Below are 17,755 nucleotides of genomic sequence, written 5' to 3' on the forward strand. Positions count from 1 at the left end.
GTAAAGTTTAAGAGTTCGAGGGGGCTGTCGCGGACGTTCAATAGGTGATGCTGACCCAGAGGATGTCGCTGTAGGATCCCGGCTTCAGCTGCGTCTGGCGGGCCGGTGCGCGGGCGTAGACGGGAATCGCGGTGCTTGTCGCGACCGCGGTGCTGCTGACGGTGCTGCTGCCATTGGTGCCGTCACCCCAGACCCGGGAGTGCGCAGGATCGATATAGAGATTGTAGAGCAGCGCCTGGGCGCCGCCGGTCATGGTCCGCGCGCCATAATCGCCATTGCCCGGGCCGATCGCGATGACGACGCTGGTCTCGACGTCGCAGCTGATCGCGATGCCGGTGACCGCATCCTGGGGTGCGGTCGCGAACGGATCATAGGAGCCGAGCGTCAGCGCCTGCGGGCTTACGCTGCAACTGGCAGCCGCTGCCGGCGCTGCGGTCGCGAGTAGCGCGAAGACAAACGCGGCGGTGATCGCGCTGCGACCGATCATGAGGTGCATGTGAAGGTTCCGAGATCGGGTTGGGTCTGCCCGGCGGGGACGAAGTCGAAGGCGAAAGCGCACCCGCCGCCGGCGAAGGTGGCGGATACGCGATTGCGCGCGGCCAGCCCGGTCAGATAGGCGTCGCCGCCGGGCGCCAGCAGAAAGGCTTCGCCCGCGCCGTTCAGGTGAAGCACGGTGCCGGCGGGAAGCGGGTTGCCGTCCGCACCGACCACCCGGAGCCGCGCATCGCTTGCGGCGCGCGCGCCGAACCGTACCGCGACGCCGCTGCGATCATAGGGCCGCACCGTACGCTTGGTCTCGTCGATGATCGCGTCGAGCGGCAGGTCCTCGGCCTCGATCCGGATATGATTGTCCTGAAACGGCAGCAGCCGCGGGATGACCAGCACGCCCGCCGCGTTCGTCCGGCCGACCAGCTGGTTGTCCGAATAGACGCGGACATTGGCGTAGGGGCCGACGCGCACGGTCCCGAAGCTCTGCTCGATCCGACGCGCGGCGAACACCGCGCCATCGACCGTCGCGACCGATCCGACCAGCTGCAGCCGCGTGCCCGACGCACCGTTCAGCCGGGTCACCTGCGCATCGACACGGCCGATGCCGCTCTGGGCATTGACCTCTGCATCAAGCCGCTCGATCGCCCCGGTTTCCGCCTGCAGCCGGTATCCGACGCCGTCTCCATAAGGGAGGTTGCGTTGCAGCGTCGTCGTCGCGCCGAGCTCGCCGTCGCGCAGCTGCACGCCGGCGGTGGCGCTCGTCCGCTGGCCGAACGGGACGGTGAGGCGGAACTGCACCGTCGTGTCGCGCGCGCCGGCAAAGCTCCGGCTCGCATTGAGGCTGAGCGCGCCGATCCGACGGAGCCGCATCGACGCATTGGCATTGCCCGACAGGATATCGCCGCGCTGGTCGCGGCTGCGGCGCCACAGGAGAGAAGCGGTGACCGACCCATAGGGCGTGGGCGTGCCGATAAAGCCGGTCACCGTGCTGCGCGCGCGCCGATAGGCGGTCGAATCGCCGACCGTCGCATAGTCCGCGGTGGTGATCTCGCCATTGCCGCCCAGCGACAGGCCGCGCGTCTGGCGTTCGAACCCGATCCCGAACAGGCCGCCGCCGCCCCGGTCCGAATGGCTGCCCGCGGCCGAGAGCGAGAAGATCCCGACCGCGGGCCACAAGGCGCTGACCTGCATGCTGGTCGCCTGCATCTTGCGGGTGGTTTCGCCATGCGCCTCGACCGTCAGCCGCTCGGTCACGCCGTAGCGATGCGTCGCCGACAGGATCGGCGTGCCATAGTCGAAGCTCGCCCGCGTGAAATTGCGCCGCAGCACGCCGATCTCGTACGAGAAATCATGCAGGCCCCGGCGCAGGATCTGCGGCGCGGCATAATAGGATTGCGTCACCCGCGTCTCGCGACCCAGCGCATCGCGCACCACCAGCTGGATATCGCCGCTGCCATTGACCACCGGGACGTCGGTCAGCGCGAACGGTCCGGACGCGACGGTCTGGCGGTTCTGGAGGATGTTGTTGACATAAAGGTCGACGACCGAGGGAACGGCGGCGCTGCCGTTCAGCGTCGGCAGCGCCATCGTCAGATAGCCCGGCTGCGTCGCGAAATTGGTCGCGAGCTGAAGGCCCGCGAACCGCAGCGCACCGGTCCCGGTGCTGCCGCGCGTCACGCCATCGCCGATCCGCAGCGATCGCAGCCGCGCCGGGTCGTCGATCGTCCAGTTGGTATCCAGCCTGACGAGGCTGCGTCGCCCGTCGCCACTGTTCCCCGTGCCGGCGATGAAGCCCGTCCCCATCGTCCCCGCGCCGCTGAACGCGCCCAGCTCGAACAGGCCGTCGAGCGAGGACGCGCCTGACGCGGTCTGTGCGGACAGGTCGTAATTGAGGAAGCCGCCGATCCCGCTGCGCGTCATCGGCCCGTCGGTCCGGCCCGACAGCAGCGCGCTCGACGGCATGAACAATGCCGCCGGCGCGGTGATCGACAATGTCTGCGTCGCATCGTCGAGGCCGGCGACAAGCCCTTCCGCCGTGTCGAGCCGAAGATAGGTCTCGCCCTCGAACAGCCGCGTATCGTCCTCTTTCAGCACCAGCCGCCACGCGCGTGCCGCGTCTCCGGTGACGTACAGCGCGTCCGCATCGTACAGCACCCAGACCGGATCGGGCTGATCGATGCCGTTGATCCGGATCGCGAGCAACGCCAGACGCAGGTCCGCCGGCGCCGCAGCCTGCCCCGCAGCCGGGATGGGCGCGGGGTCGGCAGCGATGCCGGGCGAACCCGCGGCCAGAAGCACGATTGCCAGACTAGCGCGCGGCCAGATTCGCCGTGACTTCGTGCTCGCCATCGGCGGTGCGGATCGCGAGCGTCAGCGGCGTCCCGGTCGTGAGTTCGGGGTGTTTGCCGATCTCCCATTGGCGCATGCTCTCCGGCAGGACGACGCCCATCGCGTTGCTCAGCACGGTCGATGTGCCGCCCGTCCCCGTACCCGCCCGATGCGCGATGCCGGTGACCTGCGCGATCGCGCCGCCGGTATTGCGCGCCTCGAGCACGATGTCGCCGGCCGGACGCCGCCAAGCGGTCCAGGCGACGTCAGCCTTGGCGGTCGGATCGGCGACGATGTAGAGGGGCAGGTTCAGTTTGACCGCGATGCGCACGCCGTTCGCCGTCGCCGGCCCGGGGATCTCCTGCAGCATCACGCGATAGGCGGCATTGGGCAGGCGGTGCCGCACGCCGATGCGGACGAGTTGCGGCGCCCGCGTCGCGGCGGTGAAGATGGGGGGCGACGCGATCAGGTCGTCGGTCGGCGTATAGACGTCCTTGCCGTCGACCTGGGTCCAGCGAAAGGCGGACACCCGGATCGATACCGGTACAGCCTCGCCATTGGTGATGGTCAGCGATCCGACCGGGCGGTTGGCGGGCAGGGTGAGCGTGACCGGGCTGACGCGGAAGTTGCTCGCGACCGCATCGCCGGGCAGGGCGATGGCGGCGGCCATGCAAAGACCGGCCGCCGTGAGGCGACCGGTCTGCAAGAGGCTCATAAAGCGCATTGCTTGAAGAGCTTAGTAGTTGACCGTGACCTGGACGACATCCGCATAGGTTCCTGCCGGTGCGTTCGTCTGGCCAAGCGGGATGCTGCCGGCCAGCACGATCGGCACAACGACGCCGGTGCCGGTGCCGGTGATCGGCGAGCTGCCGGCCGTGCCATCACCCCATGGGCTGGTGGTGGTGTTGTCATTGTACAGGACGTAGTTCAGCTTCTGGCCTCCCCCGCCGGTCGAGGTCATCCCGCGCAAGGCCATCGTTGCATTTGCGCCCGTGCCGACATCGGCCGTCGCGGTCCAGGCCGTGCCACTCGTGCACATGACGTCCAGACCACCGGTGCCCGCATGCGCGGCGCCATCGGTCACATCGGCGCCGCCGAACTGCAGCGCGGTCGAGGTGACCACGCAGCTCTCGGTGACTTCGGCGTTGGCGGCGATCGTTGTGCCAGTGCTCTGCGCCGATGCCGGGAGGCCGACGAAAGCGGTCAGGCCGAGCGCGGACGCCAGCGCGAATTGGACGCGCATGTTGTTGATAGCCATTGGTAATTCCCAGGACTGGGCGCAGCAGGACATACCTTGCGCCACTTATGTCGAGCCGTATCTGTCATCAAGAGGCTTCTTGAAAACATGCCGCCTCATCGATGCAGTTCTACGCCAATGGCATTGCGAAGACCTGAACAAATGTACAATATTTCCCACGTAGATCTACGTGGAAATGCATGGTCTTGCCTTGGGATAATCGTCGATCATTGCCGTACATCATGACGAATCATGGTAAACGGAATGAGTTTCGATGGTTAATACTAGATGAAAGGCTGAATGCTGGCAAGGCGTGCCGTGCGGATGGGCCCCACATGCCCCGGGATTGCGACGATCGCGGCCCGGGCACCGGCTCATCGGGCTGGCCATCACCGTCGCGCGGCCATTCCTATAGCGCCAACGCCTCCTATATCCCGTCGGCACCCTGCTGACCGGACGCAGCTTTCGCGCATCCCGGCCGGCCAACCGACGCGGATCGCCGCGTGAGAGGACAGCATGACAGAGTATAAGAAGACCGACGCCGCGCTCGCCAAGCTGACGCCCGAGCAATATTACGTCACGCAGGAAAGCGGCACCGAGCGGCCCGGGACGGGATCCTATCTCAACACCCGCGAACCCGGGCTCTATGTCGACATCGTGTCGGGCGAACCGCTGTTCGCGTCGGCCGACAAATTCGACTCGCACTGCGGCTGGCCGAGCTTCACCAAGCCGATCACCCCCGCGCATGTCGCCGAGCTGCATGACCGCAGCCACGGCATGGTCCGCACCGAGGTCCGCTCGGCGGGCGCGGACAGCCATCTGGGGCATGTCTTCGAGGATGGGCCGCGCGACCGCGGCGGGCTGCGCTACTGCATCAACTCGGCCGCACTCCGCTTCGTCCCGCGCGACGCGATGGAAGCCGAGGGGTATGCGGACTATCTCGACCAGGTCGACGCCGCAGGCGCGTGACGGAACGGCCGGCCGCTCGCGCGGCCGGCCACCCCGTGGGTCAGGCGAGCGTCAGCCCGACATCGACATTGCCGCGCGTGGCGTTCGAATAGGGGCAGATCTGGTGCGCGGTATCGACCAGCTTCTGCGCCTGCTCGCGGTCGAGACCCGGCAGCGCGACGGTCAGATCGGTGGTGATGCCGAACCCGCCCGCATCGCGCGGACCGATGCCGACCTTGGCCGTCACCGACACATCGTCGGGCAGCTTCATCTTCAGCTGCTGTCCGGCGACCTTCAGCGCGCCGATGAAGCAGGCCGAATAGCCCGCCGCGAACAGCTGTTCCGGGTTGCTCCCGTCACCACCTGCGCCACCAAGCTCCTTGGGCGTCGACAGGGCCACCGCGAACCGGCCGTCCTCCGACCGTGCCTGACCGTCACGACCGCCGGTGGCGGTTGCCGTGGTGCTGTATTTCACATCGACCGACATGCTGAATCTCCTATCTGTTTATCGCGATAACTAAATAGGAGTGCGTGTCGGCGCTGTCCAGAGCCGCGCGCTCTGACCAGCATCGACAATCCTGCTCGTAACTGACGGAGGTCAGCGCACCTCGGCGCGGAGCGTCGCGCGAACGCCGCGATGCGCGCGGTCATATTCGACGATCGAATGCAAGCTCTGCGCCATCGCGCGGATCAGCTTGGTGCCGAGCCCCGTACCCCGCGGCGTGGCGTCGGCGGGCATGCCGCAGCCATCATCCTCGACCGCCAGTAGGAACTGGCCGTCATCGGTCTGCGACAGCGTCACGCGGACCTCGCCCGATCCCGCGGGATAGGCGTATTTGCAGGCATTGGTGACGAGTTCGGTGACGATCACGCCCAGCGACACCGCGCGGTCGGTCGCCAGCCGGATCGGTTCGGCGACCAGCCGCAATGCGCGTGGCAGCGCCTCGCTCGACCAGGTCTCCGCCAGTTCGTCGACCAGCGCGCCGAGATATTCGCGCATGTCGACGCTCTCGACATCGTTGCTCGTATACAGGCGGCGATGGACCTGCGCGATCGCCTGGATCCGCCGCTGCGTATCCTCGAGCGCCTCGCGCGCGGCCGGGTCGGTCAGCGCCCCCGCCTGCAGGCTGACCATCGCCGAGACCAGCTGCAGCGAATTGGCCACGCGGTGGTTCACCTCGCCGAGCAGCGCCTCGAGCCGTGCGTTGGTCGCGCGCAGATCGGCCTCGGCGACGGCCTTGGCCTGTTGCAGCACCGACCGCGCGCCGACCTGTTCGAACGCCGCATCGAGCAGCTCGAAAAACTCCTCGCCGACGGTCTTCACGACATAGTCGGCCGCGCCCGCCTTCAGCGCGGCGACCGCGATCCGTCCCTCGTCTGACCCGGTGACATAGACGACGGGGGGCGCATCGGGCAGCGCGCGCAGCACGTTGAGCGTCTCGAGCCCGTCCATCCCGGGCATGTAATGGTCGACCGCGATCAGGTCATACGGTTCGGCGCGCGCCATCGCGATGCCGTCCGCGCCCGACTCGGCCAGCGTCATATGGTACCCGCGACGCTCCATCGCGCGCCCAACCAGCCGCCGGATACCCGCATCGTCATCGATATAGAGAACGCGTTTGCCGGTCATTCAACTCTCGGCCGAGGGGACCTGGATCACCGACAGGAACAGGCCGAGCTGGCGGATCGCCTGGGCAAAGCTCTCATAATTCACCGGCTTGGTGATATAGACGTTGCAGCCGAGATCATAGCAGCGCTGGATCTCGACCTTGTCGTCGGTGGTCGTCAGCACAACGACGGGCGCGCGTCGCAACGGGCTGCCCTCCGCCTTGATCCGCGCGAGGATGTCGGTGCCGCTCATGTCGGGCAGGTTGAGGTCGAGCAGGATCAGCGCGGGGCCGCTCTTCGCCGGACCGTCGGCCGCATCGAACAGGAAGTCGAGCGCGGTCGTGCCATCGGTGAAATGGCGGATATCGTTGAGGATGCCCGCACGGCGGATGTTCTTCTCGATAAGGCGCGCATGGCCCTCGTCGTCCTCGATCATCACGATGCCGACGGATTTGTGATCGTTCATGCCACGGGATCCTGTAACCTGAGGTCGAAGGGGAGATTGAGCCGGAAGGTCGCGCCTTCGCCGAGCGTCGAGACCACGTCGATCGTCCCGCCCAGCCGATAGGCCAGCGCGCGGACATGCGCGAGGCCGATGCCCTCGCCGGGCTGGTCCTGCGGCCCGGCACGCCGGAACAGGTCGAAGACGCGCTGGTGATCGCCCGGCGCGATCCCGCGGCCATTGTCGATGACCGACAGGATCACGCGGTTGCGCTCGCGCGTGCCGGCAAGCCGGATCACGCCCGGCCGTCCGGGCTGGAGATATTTGGTCGCATTCTCGATCAGGTTCGACAGGATCTGTTCGAGCGCGAGCCGGTCGGTGACGAGTGCGGGCAGCGGGCGGTCGATCGTGACGGTCGCGCCGCGATCGTCGATCAGATGCTGGATCGACGCGACGATCGCGTCCCCGACGGCGGCCGGGTCGACCGGTTCGGGGGTGATCGACCGCCGCCCCTCGCGCGACAGCTTCAGGATCGCGTTGATCAGCCGGTCCATCTTCTGCGTCGAGGCGCGGATGAAGCCGATCGCCTCGGGCAGATCCTCCCGCGCGGCGATCCGCGCCTCGGGCGTGACGATCTCCGGGGCGATCGCCTCCGCACGGTCGATCAGTGCGGCCAGCGGCGCGGCGGCCTCGGCCAGCTCCGCGGTAAAGCCCATCACGTTGACGAGCGGCGAGCGCAGGTCGTGGCTGACGATATAGGCGAAACGCTGGATCTCGTCATTCGCCCGGCTGAGATCCGCGGTCCGTTCGACTACCTGATCCTCGAGCGTCTCGTTGAGCAGGTGCAACCGGTCGCGCGACGCGCCGAGATCGGCGGTGTAGCGCCGGATCACCAGGATCGCGAGGATCGCCACGACGAGGAGGAGCAGCGCTGCGAGGCCCGCCACCGACAGGAACAGCATGTTCGACCGCTGCTGGCGGTCACTGCGGATCTCGAGCAGGCGAACTTCCTCGGCAGCCATCGCCCGCAGCCGGTAGCGGATGCTGCGCATCAGCGGGACGCTCGCATCGACCGCGAACCGGCGTTGCGCCTCGCCGATCCGGCCCGCGTCGACCAGCGCGATCGACTGGGTCCGCAGGCTGCGCAACTGGCCCACCCGCGGTTCGATCAGGTCGAGCCGCGCGGTCTGGCGTGGATTGTCGTGGGTCGAGGAGCGCAGCGCCGTCAGCGCCGGCGCGAGCCGTTGGGCCGTCGTCTCATAGGCCGTCGAGAACAGGGGCAGGCCGGTGAGAAGATAGCCGCGCCGCGCGGTTTCCGACTGCTCCATCTCGACCTGCAACGTGGCGATCGCCTGGCGGACGTCCTGCGTATGAAGAATATCGGCGGTGTAGCGCGCGTTACGCACCGTGATCCAGCCGATCGCGACCGCGGCAGCGGCCAGCGCGACGAAGCCGAGCGTCATGAACGCGACCAGCCAGCGGGCGATGCGCCCTTCCGACTGGGGAAGTTTCAAGCTGATACGCGCCATATGCGACCCGTCTAGGATACCGCCTATCGTTACGCCAGCGATACTGACGGACGGCGGCCGGAGAGGGTGGATACCGGCGGCTGCGCGACGGCGATTGCGAGGATCGGGGCGTCTGGCCGCGCCGGATGGGCATCGACACCGGCCCGCCAGGGTGGGGCCGGCGCCAGCGCCGACCCCGTTATGTCTTAGTTGCTGTCGGAGTTGTTGTCGTCGTCGATCGCGAGATACAGCGCGCCGCCCACGGCGACGGCAGCGACGGCGACGATGACCAGACCGGCACCGGCAACCTTGTTCTTCTTGGCAGTCGGCGATGCAGCGCGCACCGACTTGGCGACCGACAGCGACGCTGCGGAATTTGCAGCAGCATTTGCCGCGACGGGCATGGCCGAGACGGCAACGGCAGCAGCCGTGAGAAGGATCTTACGCATGAGAACAACTCCGTAACTTTATGAGAAGAGCGCACAGTATAGGCGTTTGTATTAAAAATGAAGCAACGTCTAAACCGATCGGGGGCAATTATCGGTCGCCGACCGTGACCCTAGGGCAACAGTTTTCGGGTGCTGGCCTTGCCAACGCGGCGGTCGCCACTGTGCCGCATCGATCGCGGGATTGGCCGAGACCCGGAGATCGCAATCGCGATCGGTCGGGATGGCCATCAAGATCACGGATCATCATGACCCGGTGATATCGTCGTCATGGTTCGACTTTGGCAGGCCCTCTAACCCGCCCGACAAGGCGAGACCGCTGCCGTTCGAGCGGATGACATCGCTACGCCGTTCGTTTGCTCAGTTGCTGTCCGAATCATCGTCGTCGCTCGAGGCGAGCAGAATGGCGCCGCCCACGATGACAACCGTTGCGAGCAGGGGGACGATCAGGCTCGGACCGGCAAGCTTGGTCTTCCTGACGGTCTGCGTCGATACACGCACCGACTTGGCGACAGACAATGGCGCCGCTGCGTTGGTGGCTGCATTCGCGGTGGCCGGCATTGTAGCGATTGCAAATGCTGCAGCAGTGATGATGAACTTGCGCATGAAGGGGTCTCCACTTCACCGAAGGAGACACGATCATAGTTCAATTCATGAATAATATAAACGCGCGTCATGTTTTGGTACGGATTATATCTATCCGCCGCGAAGTCGCTCTAAAGCAACAGTTCCTGCGCGCTCGCCTTGCCGACACGGCCGCCACCACTGCGCCGATCCATCTCGTGATTGGCGGTGAAGCGGATATCGGGGTCGCGATCGGTCAGGAACGCCATCAGGGTCTCGTGATCCAGTTCGGACCATTCCTTGCCGCGGTCGGGGCCATAGCGCACGCGCGGGATCAGGCCGGGATCGCGCGACCATTCGATCAGCTGCGCCAGGCTCGCCTCGTTGAGCATGTCACGCAGATGAAAGGCGGTGACATAGGCGTCGGGGAAGGCGCGATGCGCGGGCAGGCCGCGCTCATGCTCCATCCCCGCGGGCTTGCGCCAATAGCGCAGCACCTGGTTCGAGAAGCTCGGCGAATCGGGCCACAGCCGCAGCGCGCATTTCCAGGTGCAGATCCATTCGGCATCACGGGTCAGCGCGGAAGTACAGAATTTCTGTTCGAAATCGGCGCGGTGCGCGGCCAGCGCGAGCCGTCGCGGCCAGGGATCGAGCACCTGGCGCGCGCAATCATGCCACCAGGGCGCATCGGCGACATGCTCGTCGAGAATATGGTGGATCGCCTGCGTTACCGGCGGAATCAGCCGGCCGGGATTGACCAGCAGGCTGCCGCCCTCGCCGTAGATTTCCCAGCGCCCGTCCTCGCCCAGCGCGACGTCCTGCCAGCCGATCTCGCACACGCCGTGCGCGGGGGGAGCCGATCCGGTGGTCTCGAGGTCGATGACCCGGATCATCTGCGGCTGGGGTTTGGGCTTTGCATAAGATGGCGCCATGACTGCCATGTGGGGACAAAAGCGCGGCTAATCCAGCGCGTATGCACCATCCCGGTCGATATCGACCTCGCGCACGCCGCGCCGCTGGCGCGCACGGTCGACGAGCGTGCGCAGCCCTTCGCGCCGGTCGCGCGCCATCGGCACGTCGCGCAGGACGAATTCGCCGCCGCCGGTCGTGCGATCGGTCGACGTCAGCACGATCGTGCCGATGTCGGTCATCTGGTTGAGCAGCGAATAGCCGAGCCGGACGTCCTTGATCCGGTAGAGCTCGATCTCGTCGATCGTCTTGAACAGGATGCCGCGCTTCACGATCAGCCGCTGGTCGGTGATCTCGAAGGTCGTGCTCCGGTTCCGGAGCCAGCGCAGCCCGATCAGCACGAAACCCACGCCGACCAGGCAGGTCAGCAGCGTTCCCCAGCCGGCAAAGCTGCCGAGCAGCCAGCGCCGCGTGCTGGACCGGAATTCGTCGATGGGTCGCTCCACGCGGCACTCCTTGGGATGATGGCGGAGGGTAGGGTAGCGCGGCCCCGAGTCAATCGCCGCGCGCGGGGCGGCACGCGGATCAGGCTCGCGTCACGCCGCAGGCCGCGAGGTGCGCATCGACCGCGGCGAGCAGGCTGGCCAGCGCGTCGTCGGTGCGTGCCTCGGCGCGCACCGTCAGCATCGCCTGCGTGTTCGACGCGCGCAGCAGCCACCAGCCCTCGGGCGTGGTGACGCGCGCGCCATCGGTCAGGTCGACCACCGCGCCGTCGCGCGCCAGCCGTGCGACGACCGCGTCCACCACCGCGAACTTCTCCGCGTCGTCGACCGGGAAGCGCAGATCGGGCGTCGCGACCAGCGCCGGCATCGCATCGTGCAGCGCGGTCAGCGATTGTCCCGACAGATGCACCGCGCGAATGAGGCGGACCGCGGCATAGGCGGCGTCGTCGAACCCGTAATAGTCGCCGGCGAAGAACAGGTGCCCGCTCAGTTCCCCGCCGAGCGGGGCGCCGGTGCGCGTCATCGCGGTCTTCATCAGGCTGTGTCCGGTCGGCGCCATCACCGCCTTGCCGCCAAGCGCGGCGATCCGGTCGAACAGTGCCTGGGACGACTTCACGTCCGCGACGATCGAGGCGCCGGGATGCTCGCGCAGCGCGGGCTCGACCAAGATGGACAGGATCTGATCCCCCCAGATCACCCGCCCCAGCGCGTCGACCGCACCGATCCGGTCGCCATCGCCATCAAAGGCCAGTCCGAAGTCGAGGTTGTTTTCCGTGACGAGCCGCTTCAGATCGGCAAGGTTCGATTCTTCGGTAGGATCTGGATGATGATTGGGAAAATTGCCGTCGACTTCGGCGAAGATCACATGATGCTCACCCGGGAGGAGCTTGACCAGCGCCTCGATCACCGGGCCCGCGGCGCCGTTGCCGGTATCCCAGCCGATTCGGTACGCGCCGCCGGCATAGCCCGCCATCAGCCGGCCGACATAGGCGTCGCGCAGGTCGACGGTGGTAACCACGCCGGCGCCTTCGCTCCACGCGCCCGACGCGGCAAGCGCGGCAAGATCCTGGATGTCGTCACCGAAAAATGGGGCGTGACGCAATACCATCTTGAAGCCGTTATACTCGGCGGGATTATGGCTGCCGGTTACGTGGATGCCGCCATCCACTTCTAGCGTCGCCTCGGCATAATAGAGCATCGGCGACGGGCCGAGACCGATCCGGACGACGTCGACCCCGCCCGCGACCAGCCCGGCGACCAGCGCCGCCTCGAGCGCGGGGGAGGACAGGCGACCGTCATAGCCGACCGCCACGCGGGTGCCGCCGATGCCGCGGACGCGCGTCGCGAACCCCCGGCCGATCGCAGTGGCATCTGCAGGGCCGAGGCTTTTGCCGACGATCCCGCGAACGTCATATTCGCGCAGCGCGCTGGGGTCGAACTGGTGCGTCATACGTCTCTGTGTCGGCTTATCGCGTGCGTTTGAGCAGCAGGTCGCGCGCGGCGTTCACCCGCCGCGTCAGGTCGGTTGAGCCGCCGCGGTCGGGATGGACCGAGGCGATCAGCCGCCGGTGCGCGCTGCGGACCGCGTCGGCGTCCGCAAGCGCGTCGATCCCCAGGATCGCGCGCGCTTCCGCCTCGTCGGTCACCACGCGCTGTTTCGGCTTGGGGCGCAGATACCGCCAGGCCAGCCAGATCAGCAGTGCGGTGGCGATCCACGTCACGCCGCGGCCCTGCGGCGGACCGTGGTGCGGTCCGTCATGCAGCGACATCCGACACGGGGCCGGGCGACGCCGGCGCAGCGGCGCGCGGCGCGGTTTCGGCGACCAGCTCGGGCAGCTGCAGCGCCGCCATCATCTCGCGCAGTTCCTGGCGCGCGGCGACGTGTGCCAGCCCCATGCCGCCGAATTCCTTCGCATCGATCATCGTCAGCCCGGCGGGGAACATCTCACGGTAGATGACGCGCTCGCCGAGCCCCGGAATGATCCGGAATCCGACCCGCTTCGACAGCTGGACCAGCGCATCCGAGACGCGGCGCATGTTGCGCGCCTCGATATGCTGGAGGCGGTTGCGCAGCACGACCCAGTCGATCGTCGTCCCGTCCGCGCGGGCGCGCTGCTTGCGCGCATCCCAGATCAGCTCGGAATAGAAACTCGGCCGCGTCACCTGGAAGGTTTCGGGATCGACCTGCCCGATCAGATCGAAATCGACGAAGCTGTCGTTCATCGGCGTGACCAGCGTGTTCGAGAGCGCGGCGGCGGTGCGCGCAAACGGATCGTCGCGGCCGGGCGTGTCGACGACGAGGAAATCCGAGTCCGCGCACAGCGAATGCCACAGATCCTCGAACTGGTCCTCGGTCTGCGCCGACAGCGTCGCGTGACGCGGCATCGGCAGCGCGGAGCCGGTGCGCTTGATCGTCTCGGCGCGGTTGTCGAGATAGCGGCCGACGGTGCGCTGGCGGTGGTCGAGGTCGAGACAGGCGACGCGCGCGCCCCTGGCGGCCAGCGCGATCGCGACATGGACCGCGGTCGTCGATTTGCCCGTGCCGCCCTTCTCGTTGGCGAACACGATGACGTGCGTCGAAGCGTGAGGGGAATCCGGGCCCGTGGCCAACGCGCGTTTCCTTATTGATCGTGAGTGACGCCCTTCATAGAAGCCGCGACCGTACTTATCGAGTGGGAGTTTCACGTGGACACCGTCAGGGACCTGAATATGCTGCGCGAAAGCGTCGCCGCGTTCCGCGCGGCCGGCCAGCGCGTTGCGCTCGTCCCGACGATGGGGGCGCTCCACGCCGGCCATGTCGCGCTGATCGAGGCGGCGAAACGCCCAGGCACGAAGGTCGTCGCGTCGATCTTCGTGAACCCCAAACAGTTCGGCCCGAACGAGGATCTCGCGCGCTATCCGCGGCGCGAGATGGCCGACATCAGGCTGCTGAACGAGGTCGGCTGCGACCTGCTCTGGGCGCCGGGCGTCGAGGTCATGTATCCCGAAGGCTTTGCCACCAACGTCAGCGTCGCCGGGGTGAGCGAGGGCTTTGACGGGGCCGCGCGCCCCGGCCATTTCGACGGCGTCGCGACCGTCGTCGCCAAGCTGTTCAACCAGGTCGGCGCGGATGCCGCCTATTTCGGTGAAAAGGACTTCCAGCAGCTCGCCGTCATCCGCCGGATGGTCACAGATCTCGACTTCGCGATCGAGATCGTCGGCGTCCCGACGCAGCGCGACGATGACGGCCTCGCCATGTCGTCGCGCAACATCTATCTCGACGACGACCAGCGCCGGCAGGCGGTCGCGCTGCCGCGTGCGCTCGGCGTCGCCGCGCGTGCGATCGCCCGCGGCGAGGATGTCGCCGCCGTGCTCGACGACGCCCGGACCGCGCTGGTCGGCGCGGGCTTCGCGATCGACTATGTCGCGCTCGCGGATGCCGAGACTCTCGTCGAGCAGACGGGTGCGGAACAGCCCGGCGCGGCCCGCCCCCGGCGGCTGCTCGCGGCCGCGCGGATGGGCACGACCCGGCTGATCGACAACATCGCGGTCGACTAGGCAATCCTACGGAATGCCCCGTTAACCATTGAGCAGGCCGAGTCGGTCCAGTCTGTCGGCAGGAACAGCGGGGACCGACAATGGCTGGCAGGCTCAAGACCAAGAATTTCCTGATCGAACGGCGCCTCGCCGATGCCGCGCGCGGCGACGAGCGCGCCTGCTACGAACTCGGGATGGTGTATTCGACCGGCACCGCGGGCGTCGTGCTCGACCTGATCGAGGCGCATAAATGGTTCAACCTGGCGGCGGTGTCGGGCAATCACGCGGCGCAGGAATGCCGCGCGCAGATCGCCGAGGACATGAGCCCGCGCGACATTGCGGTGGCGCAGCGCGCCGCGCGCGACTGGATGCAGTTGACGCAACGCCGCGCGGCGTAAGCCTTCTGTCTGTATCCTCCCCCCTGACGGGGGAGGATCAGGGCGTCATTCCGCTGCGGCCTTCTTCTTCGGCGCTGCCTTTTTCGCAGGCGCCTTCTTGGCCGGAGCCTTCTTAACCGGCGCCGCCGTCGCCTCCCCGTCCTTGGCCGCCGCGGCCTTGGCCGGTGCCTTCTTCGCCGCGGGCTTCTTGGCGGGCGCCTTCTTCTTCTTCGTCGCAGGCGCCGCCGCGGCCCGCGCGTCGATCAGCGACGCGGCTTCCTCCAGCGTCAGCTGGTCCTTCTCGATCGACTTGGGCAGGGTCGCATTGGTCGTGCCGTCGGTGACATAGGGACCGTAACGCCCCTCCATCAGCTTGATCTCCGCCTCGGTGCGCGGATGGTTGCCGAGCACCTTGAGCGGCGCCTGCGCCCCGCGCGCGGTGCGACCGCCGCCGGCCGCCGCTTCGGCCAGCTTCACGACCGCCGCGTTCATGCCCGTCTCGAACACGTCCGCGGTCGTGGTGAGACGCGCATATTTGCCCTGATGCTTCAGATACGGCCCGAACTTGCCGATCGTCGCGATGATCGGCTCGCCGGTCTCGGGATGATTGCCGACCGTCCGCGGGAGCGAGAGCAGCTTGACCGCCCATTCGAGGTTGAGCTCGCCGATGTCCTTCGGGATCGACGCCATCTTGCGATCCTCGCCCTCGCCGATCTGCAGATACGGGCCGAAGCGTCCCGACTTGCGCTCGATCGGCTGGCCGGTGTCGGGATGCGTGCCGAGCGTCGACGGACCCGCATCCGTCTCGGCGTCACCGCCGGGCTGCGCGAAGCGGCGGGTGTATTTGCACTCGGGATAGTTGGAGCAGGCGATGAACGCGCCGAACTTGCCGCCACGCAGCGCGAGCTGCCCCTCGCCGCAATTCGGGCAGAGCCGCGGATCGCCTCCATCCGCCTTGGCGGGGAACAGGTACGGCGCGAGGAAGGTGTCGAGCTCGGCGGTGATCGCGCTGGGCTGCTGCTCCATCACCTCGGACGTGCGCGGCTTGAAATCGCGCCAAAACGCGTCGAGCACCGACTGCCACTGCGCGCGGCCGCCCGAGACGTCGTCGAGCTCCTCCTCGAGTTCGGCGGTATAGTCGTAGCCGACATATTTCTCGAAGAAGCGTTCGAGGAACGCCGTCACCAGCCGCCCGCTCTCCTCGGCGAAGAAGCGGTTCTTCTCGATCCGGACGTACGCGCGGTCCTTCAGCGTCTTGATGATCGAGGCATAGGTGGACGGGCGACCGATGCCCAGCTCCTCCATCCGCTTGACGAGGCTGGCCTCCGAGAAGCGCGGCGGCGGCTGCGTGAAGTGCTGCTCGGCGTCGACCTTCTTCTTGGCGGGCGCATCGCCCTCCTTCATCCGCGGCAGGCGGCGTGCGTCCTCGTCCTGCGTGTCGTCGGCGCCTTCCTCGTACAAGGCGAGATAGCCGGGGAAGAGCACGACCTGACCGGTTGCGCGCAGGATGTTGCGACCCGTGCCGTCGGCCATCTCGACCGTCGTGCGTTCCATCCGCGCCGACGCCATCTGGCTGGCGAGCGCGCGCTTGAAGATCAGGTCGTAGAGGCGCGCATGATCGCCGCCGCCGGCCTTGTCCTTGGAAAAGTCCGTGGGGCGGATCGCCTCATGCGCTTCCTGCGCGTTCTTCGCCTTCGACTGGTACTGGCGCGGCTTGTCGGGGACGTAGCTCGCGTCGAAGCGGTTCGCGACCGCGAGGCGCGCGGCGCTGATCGCGCTGCCGTCCATCTGCACGCCGTCGGTACGCATATAGGTGATCGCGCCGTCCTCGTAGAGGCCTTGCGCGATCCGCATCGTGTGATCGGCGGAGAAGCCGAGCTTGCGCGACGCCTCCTGCTGGAGCGTCGACGTGGTGAACGGCGGCGGCGGGTTGCGCGTGGCGGGCTTGGTCTCGACCGTCTGGACCGAGAAATTGCCGTCGAGCACCGCCTGCTTGGCCCGCAGCGCATCGCCCTCGTTGCCGATCGACAGGCGATCGAGCTTGTTGCCCTCGAACTGCGTCAGGCGCGCCTGGAACGCGGTGCCGTCATGCTCCATTTCGGCGGTGACGGACCAGTATTCCTGCGGCTTGAACACGTCGATCTCGCGCTCGCGCTGGACGATCAGGCGCAGCGAGACCGACTGGACGCGGCCCGCGGACTTGGCGCCCGGCAGCTTGCGCCACAGCACCGGCGAGAGCGTGAAGCCCACGAGGTAATCGAGCGCACGGCGGGCGCGGTAGGCGTCGATCAGGTCGTCGTCGAGCTCGCGCGGGTTCTTCATCGCCTCGGTGACGGTGGCCTTGGTGATCGCGTTGAACGTGACGCGCTCGACCTCCTTCGGCAGTGCCTTGCGCGCACGCAGCACTTCGCGGACGTGCCACGAAATCGCCTCGCCCTCGCGATCCGGATCGGTCGCGAGGATCAGGCGGTCGGCGGTCTTGGCGAGGTCGGTGATCGCTTTCAGCTGCTTCGACTTGTCGGCGTAATTCTCCCACGTCATCGCGAACTGATCGTCGGGATCCACCGAGCCGTCCTTGGGCGGCAGGTCGCGGACATGGCCGTAGCTGGCCAGCACGCGATAGTCGCTGCCGAGATACTTCTCGATGGTTTTGGCCTTGGCAGGCGATTCGACGATGACAAGCTGCATGGGGAAACCGGGATCCTTACGTGTACGCGTACGAGGGTGACGGCGTTCGGGTGGTGCCGTCAAGCAGGCGCTTGGTCGGCATGAATGCGCCAGATAGGGCGCCCGCGCCCGTTTGTCAGAGGCGGGGCGGGCGCGGTGGCGGCATCGCGATGCGCGATCGCGGGGGCGCATCGTGCAGACCGGCTGGCGTCC

19 protein-coding genes are annotated in these 17,755 nt (G+C 67.3%); 3 read left to right on the plus strand and 16 right to left on the minus strand.

The features are described 5' to 3' along the window. Positions 1-37: 37 nt before the first annotated feature. The 4 genes from IFT87_RS06615 to IFT87_RS06630 are packed head-to-tail and all read right to left on the minus strand — an operon-like array spanning position 38 to position 4,075. On the minus strand, positions 38-496 hold the full coding sequence (locus IFT87_RS06615) for a Csu type fimbrial protein (RefSeq protein WP_084215084.1): 459 nt from the start codon (positions 494-496) through the stop codon (positions 38-40). Continuing rightward, a complete protein-coding gene (locus IFT87_RS06620; protein ID WP_192007914.1) occupies positions 484-2,787 on the minus strand; it encodes a fimbria/pilus outer membrane usher protein in 2,304 nt (767 codons plus the stop codon). The genes IFT87_RS06615 and IFT87_RS06620 overlap by 13 nt, the downstream gene beginning before the upstream one ends. A gap of 10 nt (positions 2,788-2,797) precedes the next feature. After that, entirely contained in the window at positions 2,798-3,532 is a 735-nt protein-coding gene (locus IFT87_RS06625; RefSeq protein ID WP_206757224.1) for a fimbrial biogenesis chaperone, read from the minus strand. Between the two features lie 21 nt (positions 3,533-3,553). Further along, entirely contained in the window at positions 3,554-4,075 is a 522-nt protein-coding gene (locus IFT87_RS06630; RefSeq protein WP_052149051.1) for a Csu type fimbrial protein, read from the minus strand. Between the two features lie 495 nt (positions 4,076-4,570). Between IFT87_RS06630 and msrB the strand changes: the two genes are divergently transcribed. Next, complete coding sequence (gene msrB, locus IFT87_RS06635; RefSeq protein WP_031440471.1) at positions 4,571-5,023, plus strand: peptide-methionine (R)-S-oxide reductase MsrB; 453 nt, start codon at positions 4,571-4,573, stop codon at positions 5,021-5,023. Between the two features lie 40 nt (positions 5,024-5,063). Here msrB and IFT87_RS06640 read toward each other — a convergent pair whose 3' ends face one another. The 11 genes from IFT87_RS06640 to IFT87_RS06690 form a co-directional block, all read right to left on the minus strand. Further along, positions 5,064-5,489, minus strand: coding sequence for an organic hydroperoxide resistance protein (locus IFT87_RS06640; protein ID WP_031440472.1), 426 nt, complete (start codon positions 5,487-5,489; stop codon positions 5,064-5,066). 111 nt (positions 5,490-5,600) lie between these two features. After that, entirely contained in the window at positions 5,601-6,632 is a 1,032-nt protein-coding gene (locus tag IFT87_RS06645) for a sensor histidine kinase (RefSeq protein WP_056673507.1), read from the minus strand. Next, the gene (locus IFT87_RS06650) at positions 6,633-7,076 is read right to left on the minus strand and encodes a response regulator (protein ID WP_031394819.1); all 444 of its coding nucleotides are present in this window, start codon (positions 7,074-7,076) and stop codon (positions 6,633-6,635) included. Next, complete coding sequence (locus IFT87_RS06655; RefSeq protein ID WP_056673510.1) at positions 7,073-8,581, minus strand: sensor histidine kinase; 1,509 nt, start codon at positions 8,579-8,581, stop codon at positions 7,073-7,075. Before IFT87_RS06655 ends, IFT87_RS06650 begins: the two co-directional genes overlap by 4 nt. A gap of 185 nt (positions 8,582-8,766) precedes the next feature. Then, complete coding sequence (locus IFT87_RS06660) at positions 8,767-9,009, minus strand: hypothetical protein (RefSeq protein WP_031394821.1); 243 nt, start codon at positions 9,007-9,009, stop codon at positions 8,767-8,769. 357 nt (positions 9,010-9,366) lie between these two features. Further along, the gene (locus tag IFT87_RS06665) at positions 9,367-9,612 is read right to left on the minus strand and encodes a hypothetical protein (protein WP_037529102.1); all 246 of its coding nucleotides are present in this window, start codon (positions 9,610-9,612) and stop codon (positions 9,367-9,369) included. 110 nt (positions 9,613-9,722) lie between these two features. Then, positions 9,723-10,502 (minus strand): exonuclease domain-containing protein, encoded by a 780-nt coding sequence (locus IFT87_RS06670; RefSeq protein ID WP_192007915.1) that lies wholly within the window; start codon positions 10,500-10,502, stop codon positions 9,723-9,725. 27 nt (positions 10,503-10,529) lie between these two features. Further along, positions 10,530-10,985, minus strand: a complete 456-nt coding sequence (locus tag IFT87_RS06675) for a PH domain-containing protein (RefSeq protein ID WP_031440476.1) — start codon at positions 10,983-10,985, stop codon at positions 10,530-10,532. A 79-nt stretch (positions 10,986-11,064) separates the two neighbouring features. Beyond that, positions 11,065-12,432, minus strand: coding sequence for a phosphoglucomutase/phosphomannomutase PgmG (pgmG, locus tag IFT87_RS06680; RefSeq protein ID WP_192007916.1), 1,368 nt, complete (start codon positions 12,430-12,432; stop codon positions 11,065-11,067). A gap of 16 nt (positions 12,433-12,448) precedes the next feature. After that, a complete protein-coding gene (locus tag IFT87_RS06685; RefSeq protein ID WP_031396256.1) occupies positions 12,449-12,703 on the minus strand; it encodes a molecular chaperone DnaJ in 255 nt (84 codons plus the stop codon). A gap of 34 nt (positions 12,704-12,737) precedes the next feature. Next, on the minus strand, positions 12,738-13,592 hold the full coding sequence (locus tag IFT87_RS06690; protein WP_042467017.1) for a division plane positioning ATPase MipZ: 855 nt from the start codon (positions 13,590-13,592) through the stop codon (positions 12,738-12,740). Between the two features lie 75 nt (positions 13,593-13,667). Between IFT87_RS06690 and panC the strand changes: the two genes are divergently transcribed. Both panC and IFT87_RS06700 read left to right on the plus strand, forming a co-directional pair. Continuing rightward, entirely contained in the window at positions 13,668-14,519 is an 852-nt protein-coding gene (gene panC, locus IFT87_RS06695) for a pantoate--beta-alanine ligase (protein WP_031440480.1), read from the plus strand. Positions 14,520-14,599: 80 nt separating this feature from the next. Continuing rightward, positions 14,600-14,896 (plus strand): sel1 repeat family protein, encoded by a 297-nt coding sequence (locus IFT87_RS06700; protein WP_031440481.1) that lies wholly within the window; start codon positions 14,600-14,602, stop codon positions 14,894-14,896. Positions 14,897-14,941: 45 nt separating this feature from the next. Here the strand turns inward: IFT87_RS06700 and topA are convergent, their stop codons facing one another. Beyond that, positions 14,942-17,563 carry a type I DNA topoisomerase gene (topA, locus tag IFT87_RS06705; RefSeq protein ID WP_031440482.1) on the minus strand — a complete coding sequence of 874 codons (2,622 nt, stop codon included), beginning with the start codon at positions 17,561-17,563 and terminating at the stop codon, positions 14,942-14,944. Between the last annotated feature and the right edge of the window lie 192 nt (positions 17,564-17,755).

Source organism: Sphingomonas sp. CFBP 8765, from assembly GCF_014841445.1.
Taxonomy (GTDB): Bacteria; Pseudomonadota; Alphaproteobacteria; order Sphingomonadales; family Sphingomonadaceae; genus Sphingomonas; species Sphingomonas aerolata.